The sequence below is a fragment of the Telluria sp. ZB4P34 genome (assembly GCF_059686055.1).
This window is the reverse complement of the sequence record NZ_JCASIF010000005.1, coordinates 88862-105049: the sequence shown is the minus strand read 5'-3', so window position 1 is coordinate 105049 and position 16188 is coordinate 88862. Positions and strand designations below refer to the sequence as shown.

The 16188-nt window shown below is 64.1% G+C and carries 18 protein-coding genes and 1 riboswitch; of the genes, 6 read left to right on the top strand and 12 right to left on the bottom strand.

Annotated features, from left to right (window positions below; all coding sequences use genetic code 11):
* Window positions 1–25 precede the first annotated feature (25 nt).
* The 6 genes from AC56KL_RS11300 to AC56KL_RS11275 all read right to left on the bottom strand — a co-directional run bounded on the left by AC56KL_RS11300 (window position 26) and on the right by AC56KL_RS11275 (window position 6660).
* Window positions 26–493: a chemotaxis protein CheW gene (locus AC56KL_RS11300; RefSeq protein WP_497180251.1), complete on the bottom strand. Its 468-nt coding sequence runs from the start codon at window positions 491–493 to the stop codon at window positions 26–28.
* Between the two features lie 273 nt (window positions 494–766).
* Entirely contained in the window at window positions 767–1717 is a 951-nt protein-coding gene (locus AC56KL_RS11295; RefSeq protein WP_497180250.1) for a MerR family transcriptional regulator, read from the bottom strand.
* Between the two features lie 128 nt (window positions 1718–1845).
* Window positions 1846–3555 carry a methyl-accepting chemotaxis protein gene (locus AC56KL_RS11290; protein WP_497180249.1) on the bottom strand — a complete coding sequence of 570 codons (1710 nt, stop codon included), beginning with the start codon at window positions 3553–3555 and terminating at the stop codon, window positions 1846–1848.
* A gap of 24 nt (window positions 3556–3579) precedes the next feature.
* Window positions 3580–4044, bottom strand: coding sequence for a chemotaxis protein CheW (locus AC56KL_RS11285; protein WP_497180248.1), 465 nt, complete (start codon window positions 4042–4044; stop codon window positions 3580–3582).
* Window positions 4045–4456: 412 nt separating this feature from the next.
* A complete protein-coding gene (locus tag AC56KL_RS11280; RefSeq protein WP_497180247.1) occupies window positions 4457–5593 on the bottom strand; it encodes a PilT/PilU family type 4a pilus ATPase in 1137 nt (378 codons plus the stop codon).
* A gap of 23 nt (window positions 5594–5616) precedes the next feature.
* Complete coding sequence (locus AC56KL_RS11275; RefSeq protein ID WP_497180246.1) at window positions 5617–6660, bottom strand: type IV pilus twitching motility protein PilT; 1044 nt, start codon at window positions 6658–6660, stop codon at window positions 5617–5619.
* Window positions 6661–6736: 76 nt separating this feature from the next.
* Between AC56KL_RS11275 and AC56KL_RS11270 the strand changes: the two genes are divergently transcribed.
* Complete coding sequence (locus AC56KL_RS11270; protein ID WP_497180245.1) at window positions 6737–7441, top strand: YggS family pyridoxal phosphate-dependent enzyme; 705 nt, start codon at window positions 6737–6739, stop codon at window positions 7439–7441.
* An 8-nt stretch (window positions 7442–7449) separates the two neighbouring features.
* Window positions 7450–8268 carry a pyrroline-5-carboxylate reductase gene (proC, locus tag AC56KL_RS11265; RefSeq protein ID WP_497180244.1) on the top strand — a complete coding sequence of 273 codons (819 nt, stop codon included), beginning with the start codon at window positions 7450–7452 and terminating at the stop codon, window positions 8266–8268.
* Between the two features lie 101 nt (window positions 8269–8369).
* Here proC and AC56KL_RS11260 read toward each other — a convergent pair whose 3' ends face one another.
* The 4 genes from AC56KL_RS11260 to ubiA are packed head-to-tail and all read right to left on the bottom strand — an operon-like array spanning window position 8370 to window position 10270.
* On the bottom strand, window positions 8370–8672 hold the full coding sequence (locus AC56KL_RS11260) for a hypothetical protein (protein ID WP_497180243.1): 303 nt from the start codon (window positions 8670–8672) through the stop codon (window positions 8370–8372).
* Window positions 8662–9039 carry a phage holin family protein gene (locus AC56KL_RS11255; RefSeq protein ID WP_497180242.1) on the bottom strand — a complete coding sequence of 126 codons (378 nt, stop codon included), beginning with the start codon at window positions 9037–9039 and terminating at the stop codon, window positions 8662–8664. The genes AC56KL_RS11260 and AC56KL_RS11255 overlap by 11 nt, the downstream gene beginning before the upstream one ends.
* A gap of 1 nt (window position 9040) precedes the next feature.
* Entirely contained in the window at window positions 9041–9361 is a 321-nt protein-coding gene (locus AC56KL_RS11250) for an ElaB/YgaM/YqjD family protein (protein ID WP_051933362.1), read from the bottom strand.
* A gap of 54 nt (window positions 9362–9415) precedes the next feature.
* Complete coding sequence (ubiA, locus tag AC56KL_RS11245) at window positions 9416–10270, bottom strand: 4-hydroxybenzoate octaprenyltransferase (protein WP_497180241.1); 855 nt, start codon at window positions 10268–10270, stop codon at window positions 9416–9418.
* 154 nt (window positions 10271–10424) lie between these two features.
* Between ubiA and AC56KL_RS11240 the strand changes: the two genes are divergently transcribed.
* Both AC56KL_RS11240 and AC56KL_RS11235 read left to right on the top strand, forming a co-directional pair.
* Window positions 10425–11429: an SMP-30/gluconolactonase/LRE family protein gene (locus AC56KL_RS11240; protein ID WP_497180240.1), complete on the top strand. Its 1005-nt coding sequence runs from the start codon at window positions 10425–10427 to the stop codon at window positions 11427–11429.
* A 25-nt stretch (window positions 11430–11454) separates the two neighbouring features.
* Window positions 11455–11904, top strand: a complete 450-nt coding sequence (locus tag AC56KL_RS11235; protein ID WP_497180239.1) for a YaiI/YqxD family protein — start codon at window positions 11455–11457, stop codon at window positions 11902–11904.
* A gap of 186 nt (window positions 11905–12090) precedes the next feature.
* Here the strand turns inward: AC56KL_RS11235 and AC56KL_RS11230 are convergent, their stop codons facing one another.
* Window positions 12091–13041 carry a hydrogen peroxide-inducible genes activator gene (locus AC56KL_RS11230; RefSeq protein WP_497180238.1) on the bottom strand — a complete coding sequence of 317 codons (951 nt, stop codon included), beginning with the start codon at window positions 13039–13041 and terminating at the stop codon, window positions 12091–12093.
* 187 nt (window positions 13042–13228) lie between these two features.
* Between AC56KL_RS11230 and AC56KL_RS11225 the strand changes: the two genes are divergently transcribed.
* Both AC56KL_RS11225 and AC56KL_RS11220 read left to right on the top strand, forming a co-directional pair.
* Window positions 13229–14419, top strand: a complete 1191-nt coding sequence (locus tag AC56KL_RS11225) for a PilT/PilU family type 4a pilus ATPase (protein ID WP_497180237.1) — start codon at window positions 13229–13231, stop codon at window positions 14417–14419.
* Between the two features lie 16 nt (window positions 14420–14435).
* Window positions 14436–14909: an adenylyltransferase/cytidyltransferase family protein gene (locus AC56KL_RS11220; protein WP_497180236.1), complete on the top strand. Its 474-nt coding sequence runs from the start codon at window positions 14436–14438 to the stop codon at window positions 14907–14909.
* Between the two features lie 83 nt (window positions 14910–14992).
* On the opposite strand, the gene AC56KL_RS11215 is transcribed toward AC56KL_RS11220, so the two are convergent.
* Window positions 14993–15697: a PEP-CTERM sorting domain-containing protein gene (locus AC56KL_RS11215; protein WP_497180235.1), complete on the bottom strand. Its 705-nt coding sequence runs from the start codon at window positions 15695–15697 to the stop codon at window positions 14993–14995.
* Window positions 15698–16098: 401 nt separating this feature from the next.
* Window positions 16099–16184: riboswitch (cyclic di-GMP riboswitch) on the top strand.
* Window positions 16185–16188 lie beyond the last annotated feature (4 nt).

Below are 16188 nucleotides of genomic sequence, written 5' to 3'. Positions count from 1 at the left end.
AGTTTCCGGTTGGGGTTGATGGAGTTCAGGCGGCGAGGCGCGCGATGAGGCCGAGTTCCTCGGACGACATCAGGCGCTCGATGTCGAGCAGGATCAGCATGCGCTCGTCGATGGTGCCGAGCCCGAGGAGGAAATCGGTGTCGAACGCCGTGCCCATGGCCGGCGCCGAGCGGATATCCTCGGGGCCGAGCTGGATCACGTCGGAGACGCTGTCGACCACCATCCCGATGATGCGCCCGCCGATGTTCAGCACGATGACGACGGATAGCTGTTCGGTTGCGGAGCAGTCGATACCGAAGCGAAGGCGCAGGTCGATGATGGGCACGATGATGCCGCGCAGGTTGACGACGCCCTTGATGAAGTCAGGTGCGTTGGCAATCCGGGTGATCGGGTCGTGACCGCGGATTTCCTGCACCTTCAGGATATCGACACCGTATTCTTCGGCGCCGAGTCTGAAGGCGAGGGCTTCCAGGCTTGTTTCTTTGATGCTCATGATGGTGTCCAGAAATGCGCTGTAAGGGAGTACAGCGTTGCAGCCGAACCATATCAGCACACTCATCTGGTTCCAAGCGGCAATATTTTATGTCCACGCCTGAAAAGTTATTCCAGGTTTATCGTTGTGTTGCACAACTCAGGATGAGCTGATCGCTTTCGATAATTCCGACAGTTGAGCAGTCATTTGTGCAGGACAAGTTCTACCAGCACCGTCCTGGCTTTTTTCGGGTGCTGTTTCAGCCGCACAACAAACTGATGTCAAACGCACTGATCAGGGATGCAGCCGGCGCTGTGCTGCGTGCACAATATGGGAAGCCTGCCAGCGACGCAGGGCTGGCTCGATGGCGTCGAGCGAATGGAAAGTGTCGATCCCTGTTTCCAGGTTCGCAGCGCGTACGCCACCGCCGCCGAGCCACAGGGCGCACGCCCCCGGCAGGGCGGCGCGCAGGCTTGCTGCCTGCCGTACCATGCTTCTGCGTGGGAAATGCGAACTGAACGACAGGGCGACGATGTCGGCACAGGTCTCGCCTGCAGCTGCAGCCACTTCGGCCGGGGGCATTTCGCTGCCGAGCTGCACGCAGTTCACCCCGAGGGAGGTCATGATTGCTTCGGCCATCAGGATGCCCAGCACATGGGTTTCACCGGGCAGGGTCGCCAGCACGACCCTGGGGCGGCCATCGCCCGCCGCTCGCACGGCCGCCTGCTTCGCATGCAGGGTGGCGGTCGCCAGCTGCGAAAACAGGTGCTCGCAGCGCACCGGCAATTCACCCCGGTTCCATGCCAGGCCGACCTCGGTGACCAGCGGGGCCAGGAATTCGATGACGAAGCGGCGCAGCCCGAGGTCCAGCAAGCGGTGCTGGAACAGCCCGTGCAATTCGCTTACCCGATAGTCGCGCAGCAGGCTGAAGACAGGGCGGTAGTGTTCGGGAACGCCTGCGGACACCGGAAGGATGGCCTGGAGTGCCGGTGCGCCGGACGCCACCGCGCCGGCAAGGATCTTGCCGGGACGCAGACCCTGATCGATGAGACGGCGCACGGCGTGCAGGCGCTCGACCTGGCCGGGTGGGTAGACCCGGTTGCCATTGCGGTCGCGCAGGGGCTGCGGGAAGCCGTAACGTGTTTCCCACATCCGCAATGTGGCCTGGCGGATGCCGGTTTGCCGTTCGACTTCATTAATTGGAATCAGGTCGTCGATGGACGGCGGATCGCCACTGGTACGCATGCTGGCAGCCTCCATTCTGTTGGAGTCTACCTTAACGGAAACGGGAGGGTACCGGCGCACGGCGGCCCATCCCGTCGGCGCAGCCGGCGAGGCAGGCGCCGCCGCGCATCGTCCGGTCGTTCAGGGCCTCAGAAGGTTTCCCACTCTTCCTCGCGCACGGGCGCAGCCGCTGCCGGGCGCGTTGCGGGACGCGCCACCGACCGGCCGGCCGGTGCAGCCAGGCGTGTCGCGCCCGTGCTGCGCGCGGCAGGGGCGGGCGCGGGGCGCGCCTGGGCCTGTGCGTCGAGCTTGAACACGGCGACGAGCCCGGACAGCTTGCCGGCCTGGTCCTGCAGCGATTCGGCCGCTGCCGCCGCTTCTTCCACCAGCGAGGCGTTCTGCTGGGTCACCTGGTCCATCTGGCTGATGGCCATGTTGATCTGCTCGATGCCCGACGTCTGCTCCATGCTGGCCGAGCTGATCTCGCCCATGATGTCGGTGACGCGGCGCACGCTGTCGACGATTTCGTCCATCGTGGCGCCGGCATGGTTCACCAGCCTGGCGCCGGTGTCGACCTTGGCTACCGAATCGTCGATCAAGAGCTTGATTTCCTTGGCCGCCGCAGCCGAGCGCTGGGCCAGGGTGCGCACTTCCGACGCCACCACGGCGAAACCACGGCCCTGTTCGCCGGCGCGCGCCGCTTCCACGGCCGCATTCAGCGCCAGGATGTTGGTCTGGAACGCGATGCCGTCGATGACGGCGATGATGTCCACGATCTTCCTGGACGATTCGTTGATCGAGGCCATGGTATCGACCACCTGCGACACCACGGCGCCGCCGCGCCCGGCGACTTCCGAAGCCGAGGTGGCCAGCCCGTTGGCCTGGCGGGCATTGTCGGCGTTCTGCTGGACGGTCGAGGTCAGTTCTTCCATCGACGACGCGGTTTCTTCCAGCGAGCTGGCCTGTTCTTCGGTGCGCGAGGACAGGTCCATGTTGCCGCTGGCGATCTGGCGCGATGCCGAGGCGATGGCGTCGGTGCCGTTGCGGACTTCGCCGACGATCTGCGCCAGGCTGTCGCGCATGGTCTTCATGGCGTACAACAGGCTCGAGCGGTCATCCTGGCGCAGCGCCACGTCGACGCTGAGGTCGCCCGCGGCGATGCGGCCGGCGATCTCGCTGGCATAGGCCGGTTCGCCGCCCAACTGGCGCGTCAGGCTGCGGGTGATCAGCACGCCCAGGCCGATGCCGGCGGCGGCGCTGCCGAGCACCAGCATCAGCATCATCGTGCGGCTCGACTCGTACAGGGCGGCTGCCTCGCTCGCCGCTTCCTGCGCATTGCGTTCCTTGATGCGGGTGATGTCGGTCATGCGACCATCGAGCTCGTTGGCCTTGGGCGCAACGGTGATCAGCAGGAAGTCGACCGACGCGCGGTTCTGCTGCAGACCTTCGGCCAGGGCACGGCGCGTGGTCTCTTCCACCAGCGCTTCGTACTCGCGCGTGCCGCTGTCCAGCTCGGCGAAGCTGCGCTTGCCCTGTTCGGAGAAGAACAGGCTACGCGCCTTGTCGAGGTTGGCGTTCAGCTGGGTGCGGGCGGTGGCGATCCCGGCGACGGCCGCGTCGCGGTCCTTCTCGGTCCCGGCCAGGAGCAGGCTGCGCACGGCGCGTCCCATGTAGACCAGGTTGATGTTGGCCTCCTTGACGTAGGAGATGCCGAGCAGCTCGCGTTCGTAGAGGCGATGGGTGCGCTCGTTCATCTGCGCCATGTTGAAAATGCCGACCGCGGCCACGCCTGCGCCGAGCAGGGTCAGGATGAGGAAGCCTGCGATGAGGCGGGTGCCGACCTTCATTTGCTTGAACATGGTGATTCCGTAGTAAATTAAGGGTTATGCCGCGAGGCGGTCGATCAGGCCGAGTTCGGTGGACGACATCATGGCTTCGATGTCGAGCAGGATCAGCATGCGTTCGTCGATGGTGCCGAGGCCGAGCAGGAAGTCGGCGCCGAACGTGTTGCCCAGATCCGGCGCGGGGCGGATGTCCGCCGGGCCGAGACGGACCACGTCTGAGACGGCATCCACGACCATGCCGATGACGCTCCCCAGCACGTTCAGGATGACGACGACCCTGGGCTGCCCCTCGACAGCTGCAATGCCGAAGCGCAGGCGCAGGTCGACGATGGGCACGATGTTGCCGCGCAGGTTGACGATGCCTTCGATAAAGTCGGGTGCATTGGCGATGTGGGTGACGTGATCGTGCCCGCGGATCTCCTGCACCTTCAGGATATCGACGCCGTACTCTTCCTGGCCGAGCCGAAAGGCGAGTACCTCGATGCCGGTGTTTTCTGTGGTCATGCAATAGCTCCCTCAAGCGCGCGAATGGCTTGAAACAGATGGAATGTCTTCTTTGAAAATCGCGGCAGATTCCATGACACCAGCAAATAGTTACATTTACTTTAAACTAAGTTGCTTATTGGAATGATTGCCAGACGGCATTATCCATCATATTTGTCATTTATCACAGAGGAATTCAATTACTTTGACGATTTGATTGTTTCTACATGCATAGTTTTGTTACGTAAAGATACATGGCAAAGCAAGCCTGCGGTCGGGGCAGGCAAGGGCATACGCACCGGGGCAATTCGCTGCCGGCGAGGCGTCAATTTCTGCGCAGGAGAGTGATCCGCCGCCGGCGGAGTCGGGAGGGAAGGCAGGTGGACAAAAGGGACGGCATCGATGCCGTCCCGCCAGGGCAATACGGGCGCGCTCAGACGATCCCGAGGTGGTCCATCCCGGTCGAGAAATCGCGATTCTTCGCGTGCTTGCTGTTGAGCTTGATGTTCAGGCGCAGGTCGTTCACCGAGTCGGCGTTGCGCAGCGCATCCTCGTAGCTGATCTTGTCCGCCTCGTACAGGTCGAACAGGGCCTGGTCGAAGGTCTGCATGCCCAGCTCGCGCGACTTCTTCATGATCTCCTTGATCTCGTGGACATCGCCCTTGAAGATCAGGTCGGAGATGAGCGGGGAGTTCAGCAGGATCTCCATCGCCACCACGCGGCCCTTGGTTTCCTTCTTCGGCACCAGGCGCTGCGAGATCAGGCCCTTCATGTTGAGCGACAGGTCCATCAGGAGCTGCTGGCGGCGCTCTTCCGGGAAGAAGTTGATGATGCGGTCGAGCGCCTGGTTCGAGCTGTTGGCGTGCAGGGTGGCCAGGCACAGGTGGCCGGTCTCGGCGAAGGCGATCGCGTGTTCCATGGTTTCGCGGTCGCGGATCTCGCCGATCTGGATCACGTCCGGGGCCTGGCGCAGCGAATTCTTCAGGGCCGCTTCGAAGCTGTCGGTGTCCACGCCCACTTCGCGCTGGGTGATCACGCAGTTCCTGTGCGGGTGGACGAATTCGACTGGATCCTCGATGGTGATGATGTGGCCGTAGCTGTTCTCGTTGCGGTAGCCGACCATGGCCGCCAGCGTGGTCGACTTGCCGGAACCCGTCGCGCCGACCATGATGACCAGGCCGCGCTTGGTCATGATCACGTCCTTCAGCACCGGCGGCAGGTCGAGGTCCTCGAAACGCGGGATGGTGGTGGTGATCACGCGCAGCACCATGCCGACGCAGCCCATCTGCATGAAGGCCGAGACGCGGAAGCGTCCCAGGTCGCCCGGGCTGATCGCGAAGTTCGATTCCTTGGTCAGTTCGAAGCCGGCGGCCTGCTTGTCGTTCATGATGGCGCGCGCCAGGTCGGCCGTGTGGTTGCCGGTCAGGGGCTGGCTCGACACCGGCGTCATCTTGCCGTCGATCTTGATCGCCGGCGGGAAGCCGGCCGTGATGAACAGGTCCGAGCCGCCTTTGCTGGTCATCAGGCGCAGCAGGTCGAACATGAACTTGGATGCCTGGTCGCGTTCCATCGTTGCTCCTCGCTTTTCTCTTATTAACCCGGGAAATTCTCGGGAATCTTCGCGGCCGAGCGGGCAGCGGCGCTGGTGATCACGTTGCGGCGCACCAGGTCGGTCAGGTTCTGGTCGAGCGTCTGCATGCCGACGCTGCTGCCGGTCTGGATGCTGGAATACATCTGCGCGATCTTCGCTTCGCGGATCAGGTTGCGGATCGCCGGGGTGCCGATCATGATCTCGTGCGCCGCCACGCGGCCTGCGCCGTCCCTGGTCTTGAGCAGGGTCTGCGAGATGACGGCCTGCAGCGACTCCGACAGCATCGCGCGCACCATTTCCTTTTCTTCGGCCGGGAACACGTCGACGATACGGTCGATGGTCTTGGCGGCCGAGGAGGTGTGCAGGGTGCCGAACACCAGGTGGCCGGTTTCCGCCGCCGACAGGGCCAGGCGGATGGTTTCCAGGTCGCGCAGCTCGCCCACCAGGATGCAGTCCGGGTCTTCGCGCAGCGCCGAGCGCAGCGCGTTGTTGAAGGACAGGGTGTGCGGGCCGACTTCGCGCTGGTTGATCAGGCACTTCTTCGATTCGTGCACGAATTCGATCGGGTCCTCGATGGTGAGGATGTGGCCGTACTCATTCTCGTTGAGGTGGTTGACCATGGCCGCCAGCGTGGTCGATTTACCCGAGCCGGTCGGGCCGGTCACCAGCACCAGGCCGCGCGGCTTGAGGGCCAGCTCGCTGAAGATCTTCGGCGCGTTCAGTTCTTCCAGCGACAGGATCTTGGACGGAATGGTGCGCAGCACCGCGGAGGCGCCGCGCTCCTGGTTGAAGGCATTGACGCGAAAGCGCGCCAGGCCGGGAATCTCGAACGAGAAGTCGCACTCCAGCACTTCCTCGTACTGCTTGCGCTGGCCGTCGTTCATGATGTCGTAGATCATCCCGTGCACGTCCTTGTGCTCGAGCGGCGGCAGGTTGATGCGGCGGACGTCGCCGTGCACGCGGATCATCGGCGGCAGGCCGGCCGAGAGGTGCAGGTCCGAGGCCTTGTTCTTGACCGAGAAGGCGAGTAATTCAGAAATGTCCATTTATAATCCCTGTGCCGTGAGTAGAGCCAGGCGATGCGCCGATCTCGACCCAAAATATTTCCTATAGAAAATCATTATGTCCATAATCGCTGAGAACTTGCAAGCTGTCGAAGCGACAATCGGGGCCGCCTGCGCCACGGCCGGAAGGGCCAGGAGCGAGGTTCGATTGCTGGCCGTTTCCAAGACCTTCCCTGCGGAAGCCGTGGTCGACGCGATGGCGGCGGGGCAGCGCACCTTCGGCGAAAACTACCTGCAGGAGGCGCTCGACAAGATGCAGGAAGTGGCGCGCCTGCAACCTCAAGCGCCCGTGGAATGGCATTTCATCGGCCCGATCCAGAGCAACAAGACGCGTCCGATCGCCGCCAGCTTCCAGTGGGTGCATACCGTGGAGCGCCTGAAGATCGCCCAGCGCCTGTCCGAACAGCGCCCGCCCGAGCTTGGACCGCTCGACATCTGCCTGCAGGTGAACATCAGCGGCGAGGCCAGCAAGAGCGGCGCCAGTGAAGCGGAACTGCCGGAGCTGGCGCGCCAGGTGGCGGCCCTGCCGAACCTGCGCCTGCGCGGACTGATGGCGATTCCCGCGGCGAGCAACGACCCTGTGCAGCAGCGCGCCGCGTTCGCGCGCCTGCGCAGCCTGCTCGAGGCCCTGCGCGCGGGCGGCCTGCCGCTCGACACCCTGTCGATGGGCATGTCGGGCGACCTCGAAGCCGCCATCGCGGAAGGCGCCACGACCGTGCGCATCGGCAGCGCCATCTTCGGCGCCCGCCATTACGAGCAATAAAGGAAAACATGAAGATTGCATTCATCGGCGGCGGCAACATGGCCATGGCCCTGATCGCCGGCCTGGCCGGACAACTCACGGGCGCCGGCAGCCTGCACGTGGTGGATCCGAGCCCGGAAGCGCTCGAGCGCCTGGCCAGCCAGTACGGCGTCAGCACGGCGGCCTCCATCGACGTGCAGGTGGGCGCCGCCGACATCGTCGTGCTGGCCGTGAAGCCGCAGCAGATGCGCGAGGTCGCCGCCAGCCTCGAGCCGCTGCTCGGCGCGCAGCCGCTGGTGCTGTCGATCGCGGCGGGCATCCGCATTGCCGACCTGTCGCGCTGGCTGGGCGGCTATAAGCGCATCGTGCGCTCGATGCCGAACACGCCGGCCCTGATCGCCATGGGCATCACCGGCATGGTGGCGGGAAGCGAGGTGGGGACGGCCCAACGCGCGGCGGCCGACAAGGTCATGCGCGCGGTCGGGCAGACCGTATGGCTGGACGACGAACACCTGATCGACCCGGTGACGGCGGTGTCGGGCAGCGGCCCGGCCTACGTCTTCTACTTCCTCGAGGCGATGCAGCAGGCGGCGCGCGAGATGGGCCTGGACGCGGAGCAGGGCAGGCAGCTGGCGCTGGCCACTTTCACCGGCGCAGCCCAGCTGGCGGCGCAATCGAGCGACCCGGTCGAGGTGCTGCGCCAGCGCGTGACCTCGAAGGGCGGCACCACGCATGCGGCGATCAGCAGCATGGAGGAGGCGGGGGTGAAGGAAGCGATCGTCGCGGCCATGAAGGCGGCCGCCGCGCGCGGACGCGAGCTCGGGGACGAGCTGGGGAAGGATTCGTAGGGTGGTCGGCTTCGCCGACCGCGCGTCCCACTCACGGATGCCATGCCGCGACGCGTCTACCGTTTGAACGCGCGGTCGGCAGAGCCGGCCACCCTACCGGTCTAGTGAACCTCGAAGCCCCGCCACCTGAGCACCGGCAGCAGCCTCTGGGCGAACTTGTAGGCGGAGACGGCAGCCGTGACGCTGCCCACCGCCCATTTCGGCTTCGTGATGAACAGGCCAGCCGCGATGCCGCCGACGATCAGCGCCGTCTTCCTGTGGCGGATCGCATAGGCCGGAATCAGGCCCAGCGTCTGCGGCGAAGAGAGCATGGCCACTTGCTGCGCCACCTGTGCGCGCTGGTCGGCGCACCTGGACACCAGCGCCTCGCGGCGGGCGGCCAGTTCCGTGGAGTTAGATGCCATCTGCCTGCCCTCCCTTGAGCGCCTCGGCGTCCTTGCGCAGTTCCGCCAGGGTGGCCGGCAGCATTGGCGGACGCTGGGCCAGGCCGGCGCGCAGCTTCGCCACCGCGAACAGGGTGCCGACGATGAACAGCACGGCCATGCCGCCGACCGCCGCCAGGCGGTGGGTGTCCCAGAACAGCACCAGTACGAACAGGATGACCAGGCCCATCGCGAACAGCCCCAGCACCGCGGCCGCGATGGCCCACGCGAGGTAGCCGAACAGGCGGTGCGCGCCTTCCTGCAGTTCGATGGCGGCCAGCTCGAGGCGCGTGCGCGCCAGGTCGAGCACGTTGGCCGCAATCCGTCCAACCGCCGCCGTGATGCTCATGTTAGCGGCGGGCGATCAGCATGCCGATCACGACGCCGACGGCGGCGCCCAGGCCCACGGACTTCCATGGGTTCTCGTGCACGTACTCGTCGGTGACGCGCGCCGCTTCCTTGGTCTTCTCGACCACGGTGTGCTGGTACTCGCCCAGGCTTTCCTTGGCGACCGACAGGGTCTGCTCGAACTTCGCCTTGGCCGCCTTCAGCTCGTCGCCAGTCAGTTGCCCGCCGTTGCGCAGCCAGGCTTCGGCGTCCTGGATCACGGTCTTCAGGTCCGACATCAGTTGCTCGCGGGTGCCGGTTTGGGTAGGGATCTTTTCCATCATGGTGGGCCTCGTCAAAGGTGGAACAAATAAGGGTGAAATGCTTTTTGTGCAATATTACCTGAATGCATAGTCTAGCGCGACACCAATGAACAGTGCGGCGCCCAGCCAGTTGTTGTGCCGGAAAGCCTTGAAGCAGGCCATGCGCTCGCGGTGGCGGATCAGGGTGTAGTGGTAGAGCGCAATGCCGGCCGCGACCACGATGCCGCCGACGAACCACCAGCGCAGGCCCAGGTACCAGCCGCACACCAGGTCGATCGCCAGCGCGGCGCCGTAGCACAGCATGACGGCGGCCACGTCGAAGCGCCCGAAGGTGATGGCCGAGGTGCGGATGCCGATCTTGAGGTCGTCGTCGCGGTCGACCATCGCGTATTCGGTATCGTAGGCAACGGCCCAGAACACGTTCGCCACCAGCAGCCACCAGGCCACGGCCGGCACCGTGTCCTGCACGGCGGCGAAGGCCATCGGGATGCCGAAGCCGAAGGCGATGCCGAGATAAGCCTGCGGGATGGCAAAGAAACGCTTGAAGTAGGGATAGGTGCCGGCCACGACCAGGGCCGCCACCGACAGCTGCTTGGTGAGCGCGTTCAGCGGCAGGATCAGGAGAAACGAGACCAGCGAGAGCACGGCCGCCACCATCACCGCTTCCCAGCCGCGGATCTTGCCGCTGGTGAGCGGGCGGTCGACGGTGCGCTTGACGTGCTTGTCGAAGTCGCGGTCGGCGTAATCGTTGATGGCGCAGCCGGCGGAACGCATCAGGGCCGTGCCGAGCACGAAGATGGCCAGCACCTCCGGTTCCGGCACGCCGCCCGAGGCCATCCACAGCGCCCATAGGGTGGGCCACAGCAGCAGCAGGATGCCGATCGGCTTATCGGCCCGGATCAGGCGGAAGTAGAGGGCCAGCTTGTTCATGAATCGTCGTGTCTTGTCTTGCAAGAACTGTTGAGCAGAAGAAGGGATTCTAAAGCTTTGTCGCTATCGGTGTGAGCGATTGGTGACCCGGATCGCAGTGGCGCTGGCCGAAAAATCACAGGCCCGATCCGGACTTCTCTATTACCATATAGGCATGCCTACTCAACCATTCAATATTCCTGTCGCCAGCATCCGCCCGTCCGTGCAGCAATCGCATCCTGTGCATGGACGAGCCTTGCCGGCCCGCGCAGTCCGCCTGGGCTGCGCCGCCCTTGCCCTGGCGGCGACAAAGGCCCTTGCCGCGTCCTGCGGCGCTCCGCCCTCGGGCGAACTGAAGGCCGAGCGCATTGCCGCGGTCGCGGCCTCGCGCGCCGGCCCTGGCTTGTACGAGGGGCCGGTGTGGATCAAGGATGCGCTCTACTTCTCCGACTTCGGTTTCGACAAGGGTTTTCCGTCCCGGGTGCGCAAGCTGGAGGAAAACGGCACGGTCGGCACCGCCATCGAGGACAGCGGCAGCAATGGGCTCGCCGTGGACGCCGGCGGCCGCCTGATCGCAGCGAGCCACAAGGACAAGGCGCTCGTACGCCACGACCGGGACGGCAAGCGCGTGGTGCTGGCCGCCGGTTTCAAGGGCAAGGTATTCAACTCGCCGAACGACATCGCCATTGCGCGTGACGGCACGATCTACTTTACCGATCCCGACTGGCAAAAGGCGGCCGCGCCCGGCGGACAACCTGTCACGGGCATCTACCGTGTCGCTACGGATGGCAAGGTGACGCTCGTGGACGGCACGCGTCCCAACCCCAACGGGATCGCACTGTCGCCTGCCGGCGACGTCCTGTACGTGAACGCCAGCGACAAGCTGTTGATGGCCTATCCCATCGTCAAGGGCGTGCCGCAGGCCGGGCGGGCGCTGGTGAGCGGGGTGGAGGAACCGGACGGCATGACGCTCGATTGCCACGGCAACCTGTACGTGACCGAGCATGGGTCGCAACGGGTGCGCGTGTTTTCGCCGCAAGGCAAGCAGCTGGCGACCATTCGGGTGGACGCCAACATCACCAATGTGGCCTTTGGCGGCAAGGACGGCAAGACCTTGTACATGACCGGCGCGGGCGCACTGTGGCGTCTGCCGCTCGACGTGAGCGGCATGCCTTATTGAGTTTCCACTTCGGGTCCGATCACACATGCACATCTGGGTCGATGCGGACGCCTGCCCGGGCGTCATCAAGGACATCCTGTTCCGCGTTGCGGAGCGCTTGCAGCTGAACCTCACGCTGGTCGCCAACCAGCTGATCAAGGTGCCCGGCTCGCGCGTCATCCGCGCGCTGCAGGTGCCCGCGGGCGCGGACGCGGCCGACGCCGAGATCGTGGCGCGCGTGCAGGCCGGCGACATCGTCGTGACGGGCGACATTCCGCTGGCGGCACAGGTGCTGGACAAGGGCGGGTTGCCGCTCAATCCGCGCGGCGAGTGGTACACGAAGGACACCATCGCCCAGCAGCTGACGATGCGCGCCTTCATGGAAGAGCTGCGCGGCAGCGGCGTCGATACGGGCGGGCCGGCGGCCTTCAGCCAGGCCGACAGCCGGAATTTCGCGAATGCGCTGGACCGGCAATTGGCGCGCTCACGCTCGTAGGGTGGGCGGCTCCACCCGGCAGCATGATCTAACTGCGCCTTCAATGCCGGCCGCGCGTTCAACTACACGATGAGCAGACGCAGGGGCCATTCTCGCGCTGCTTGAACGCGCGGCCGGCATCCCATGCGCAGGCGGATCACAGTGCAGGGTAGAGCCGCCCACCCTACGAAAGCCAAAGCGCCTTGATCAGGCTGCCGCTTCGAGACTTACCATCTCCACACCCGGCAGGGGGCATTCACCCACCGCGTGCGCCACCGCGTCGATCGCCGCTCGGCGCGTAAAACTCTTGCGCCAGACGAGGACGACCCGGCGCGAGGGCGCCGGCGTGGCGAAGGGCACGTAGGTCAGCAGGCCGTTGGGGTCGTGCATGTCGGCCACCGAGGCGCGCGGCAGCACGGTCAGGCCGATCCCGCTCGCCACCATGTGGCGGATGGTCTCCAGCGAGGAGCCTTCGAAGGTGCGCTGCATGCCCCCATGTCCCATCGCGGGAGCTGAATAGCGCGCCATCTCCGGGCACACTTCCAGCACCTGGTCGCGGAAGCAGTGTCCCGCGCCCAGCAGCAGCATGGTCTCCAGCTTCAGGTCGTCGGCCGGGATTTCCTCGCGCCCGGCCCAGGGGTGCGAGCGCGGCATCGCGACCACGAAGGGTTCGTCGTACAGGGTCTGGATCGACATGCCGTGCTCGGGCAGCGGCAGCGCCACGATGGCGGCGTCGAGCTCGCCCTGGCGCAGCAGTTCGAGCAGCTTGTGGGTGTAGTTCTCCTGCAGCACCAGCGGCATTTGCGGCACCGTGTCGATCAGGCGCTTTACCAGTGGCGGCAGGAGGTAGGGCCCGATGGTGTAGATCACGCCCAGGCGCAGCGGCCCGGCCAGCGGATCCTTGTTCTGCCTGGCGAGCTCCTTGATGGCGGCGGTCTGCTCCAGCACGCGCTCGGCCTGGGCCACGATCTGCGCGCCCAGCGGCGTGACCGACACTTCGGAACCGCCGCGTTCGAACAGGGTCACCCCCAGCTCGTCCTCGAGCTTCTTGATGGCGACGGACAGGGTGGGCTGCGCAACGAAGCAGGCTTCGGCCGCATGGCCGAAGTGTCTGGCGCGCGCGACGGCGACGATGTATTTCAGCTCGGTCAGTGTCATAGGCTTTCCGGTCCCAGGATGCCGCGGCTGTCACGGTGGTGATCGCGCTCATCCTGACGCAATGTTGGCTTTTAGTCAGCCGGGATTCCCTATTCTATCGAAATCAGGGAGGAGTCACCTTGGCCGGGCTTCCGAGTCGATATAATTGCCGGGCAGGATGTCATTCCTGCGCTCTTGAGAGGCCCGCATGTCTTCGACCTTCGGCCCGGCGGAAGCCCAGGCCTATATCCACAAGCTGCTGACGGTGATGCACCACCAGGGCGGCTCCGACCTGTTCATCTCCAGCGACTTCCCGCCCAGCATGAAGCACCAGGGCGCCATGAAGGCCCTGAGCCAGCAGCGCCTGTCCGGCGAGGTCACGCGCGCGCTGGCCCTGTCCCTGATGAACGAGCGCCAGCGTCTTGAATTCGAGGCCGAGATGGAGTGCAACTTCGCGATCTCGCTGCCCGGCGTGTGCCGCTTCCGCGTGAACGTCTTCGTGCAGCAGCAGAGCGTGGGCATGGTGGTGCGCACGATCGCCTCCGAGATCCCGAACTTCGAGAAGCTCGAGCTGCCGGAGGTGCTGAAGGACGTGGTGATGACCAAGCGTGGCCTGGTGCTGGTGGTCGGCGGCACCGGCTCCGGCAAGTCCACCACGCTGGCGGCGATGATCGACTACCGCAACAGCCATTCGGCCGGCCATATCATCACCGTGGAAGACCCGGTCGAGTACGTCCACAAGAACAAGAACTGCCTGGTCACGCACCGGGAGGTGGGCGTGGACACGCATTCCTGGCACAACGCCCTGAAGAACACGCTGCGCCAGGCGCCGGACGTGATCCTGATCGGCGAAATCCGGGACACCGAAACCATGGAACACGCGATCGCCTTCGCCGAGACCGGCCACCTGTGCCTGGGCACGCTGCACGCGAACAATGCCAACCAGACCCTGGACCGCATCATCAACTTCTTCCCGGAAGAGCGCCGCAACCAGCTGCTGATGGACCTGTCGTCGAACCTGCGTGCCGTGGTGTCGCAGCGCCTGGTGCGCACGGAGGATGGCAAGGGGCGCAAGGCGGCCATCGAGATCCTGCTGAATACGCCGACCATCGGCGAGATGATCCTGAAAGGGAACTTCCAGAACATCAAGGAGATCATGCACAAGTCGCGCGAGCTCGGCATGTGCACCTTCGACCAGGCCTTGTACGAGCTGTACAACAAGGGCTACATCGGCTACGACGAAGCGATCCGCAACGCCGACTCGGCCAACGGCTTGCGCCTGCAGATCAAGCTGTCGGGCGAGCGCAAGGGGCCGGGCGACGACGCCGGCCGCGCGAGCGCGCTGTCGATGGCGATCGAAGAAGACGCGCCGGAAGACGACGCACCCACCAACACCTGAATCTGCAGACAAGCGTATGCCAGCATTTGAAAACAAGATCTGCACGCGCGCCGAACTGGCGCAGCGTATCGCCGCACTGCCCAAGCCGGTGGTGCTCACCAACGGCGTGTTCGACATCCTGCACCGCGGTCACGTGACCTATCTCGCGCAGGCGCGCGAGCTGGGGGCGTCGCTGGTGGTGGCGGCCAATACCGACGCCTCGGTCAGGCGCCTGGGCAAGGGCGACGACCGCCCGCACAATACCCTGGCCGACCGCATGGCGGTGCTGGCCGCGCTGGAATCGGTCAGCCTGGTGGTGGACTTCGACGAGGACACCGCCCTCGAGGTGGTGCTGGAAAGCCGGCCCGAGGTCTATGCCAAGGGCGGCGACTACGACATGACGGCGATTCCGGAAGGGCAGGCCGTGCTGGGCTACGGCGGGCGTGCGGTCGCCATCGACTTCGCGCACGACCGGTCGACCACCAAGCTGGTGGCCAGGATCAGGGGCTAGCCCGGGGCGGCAGCGCGACAAAGCCCGCCTGCCCTTGCACAGGCGGGCTCCGGCTCACGGCGCTTGGCACGCCGTTGCCCCGTTTATGCCTTGCGGCGGCGGCGCAGCACAGTCAGGCCGGCAATGCCAAGGCCGAGCAGGGCGACGCTGCCCGGTTCCGGCACTTCTTCCTCTCCGCCGCCGCCTTCGTCCAGCCCCACTACATAGAAGCTGTCAGGACCGCCCGTGGCGCCCGACAGGGAAGCCGACAGGCCGATCCGGTTGCTGGCGCTGACATACTGTTGTGCGGCTGCAGCCTGGGCAGCATCCAGGCTGAACGCGAAGCCGGATTTGCCCTGGCCGCTCTGCGTCGACGGGAAGGTGTACGACTTGTCCAGGTCAGCGAAGAACAGCGCCGGTCCGCCTGTGTTCGAGAAGATCGACAACCTCAGCGAATTGAGCGTGATGCCGTTGGCATTGGCATTCCCTGGCTCGTTGGCATTGAAAATGATAACCAGCTCGCTTGCGTCCGTGATATTCAGAAAATCAAACGAGAACGTGGCGTTATGGGTGGCGGAATTGCCATTCGACTGAACATTGCCGGAGGTTTGGTCAGCACTTCCTGAGCGGAACACCGAACCCGACGTCTGGCCATTGCCGTTGTTCTTCAGGGTAAGCACCGTGTTGACCTTGCCGAATCCGCTGCCTGTATCGGTAATGGTGCCGGTATTGATCAGCGAGGCATGGCTTGCGGCGGAGGCCGTGAACAGGGCTGCAAGTGCGAGCAGCTTGAATTTTCCAAGTTTCATATATTTCCTTTCAGAGACACAAATTTCTAAAGTAAAACTTGATAGAAGAAAATCTTGCAACTCATTGAAATAAAAAGAATTTATTAGTCGCAAGGCTTATTCAAACCAGCTTAGTAATGCAGGATTTATGCCAAGGAAAATAAGGCCTTAATAATCAGCGATTTAATTTTATTGATGAGCAGCTGTATTTACGGTGATGTTAAATTTATCGACAATATCGATTCATCAACTTTTCTATCAATAAATAAATGTTTTTAATCTTTATGGAAACTAATTGAGATTCTCATAAGGGCTATTTAATATTATGCAATATTGCATATCTAATCCGGATTTTCTGAAACGAAAATATCCTGTGCGCAATAAATGTCTTGCGCTGGATAATTGCTTTGGCTAATATTTATTCCTGAAAAAGGCAAACCGCACGAAAGCGCGGGACGCAAAGTCACGGTCTACCGGGCAGATGCCCCATGACGGCAGGACTGCCAGATGCA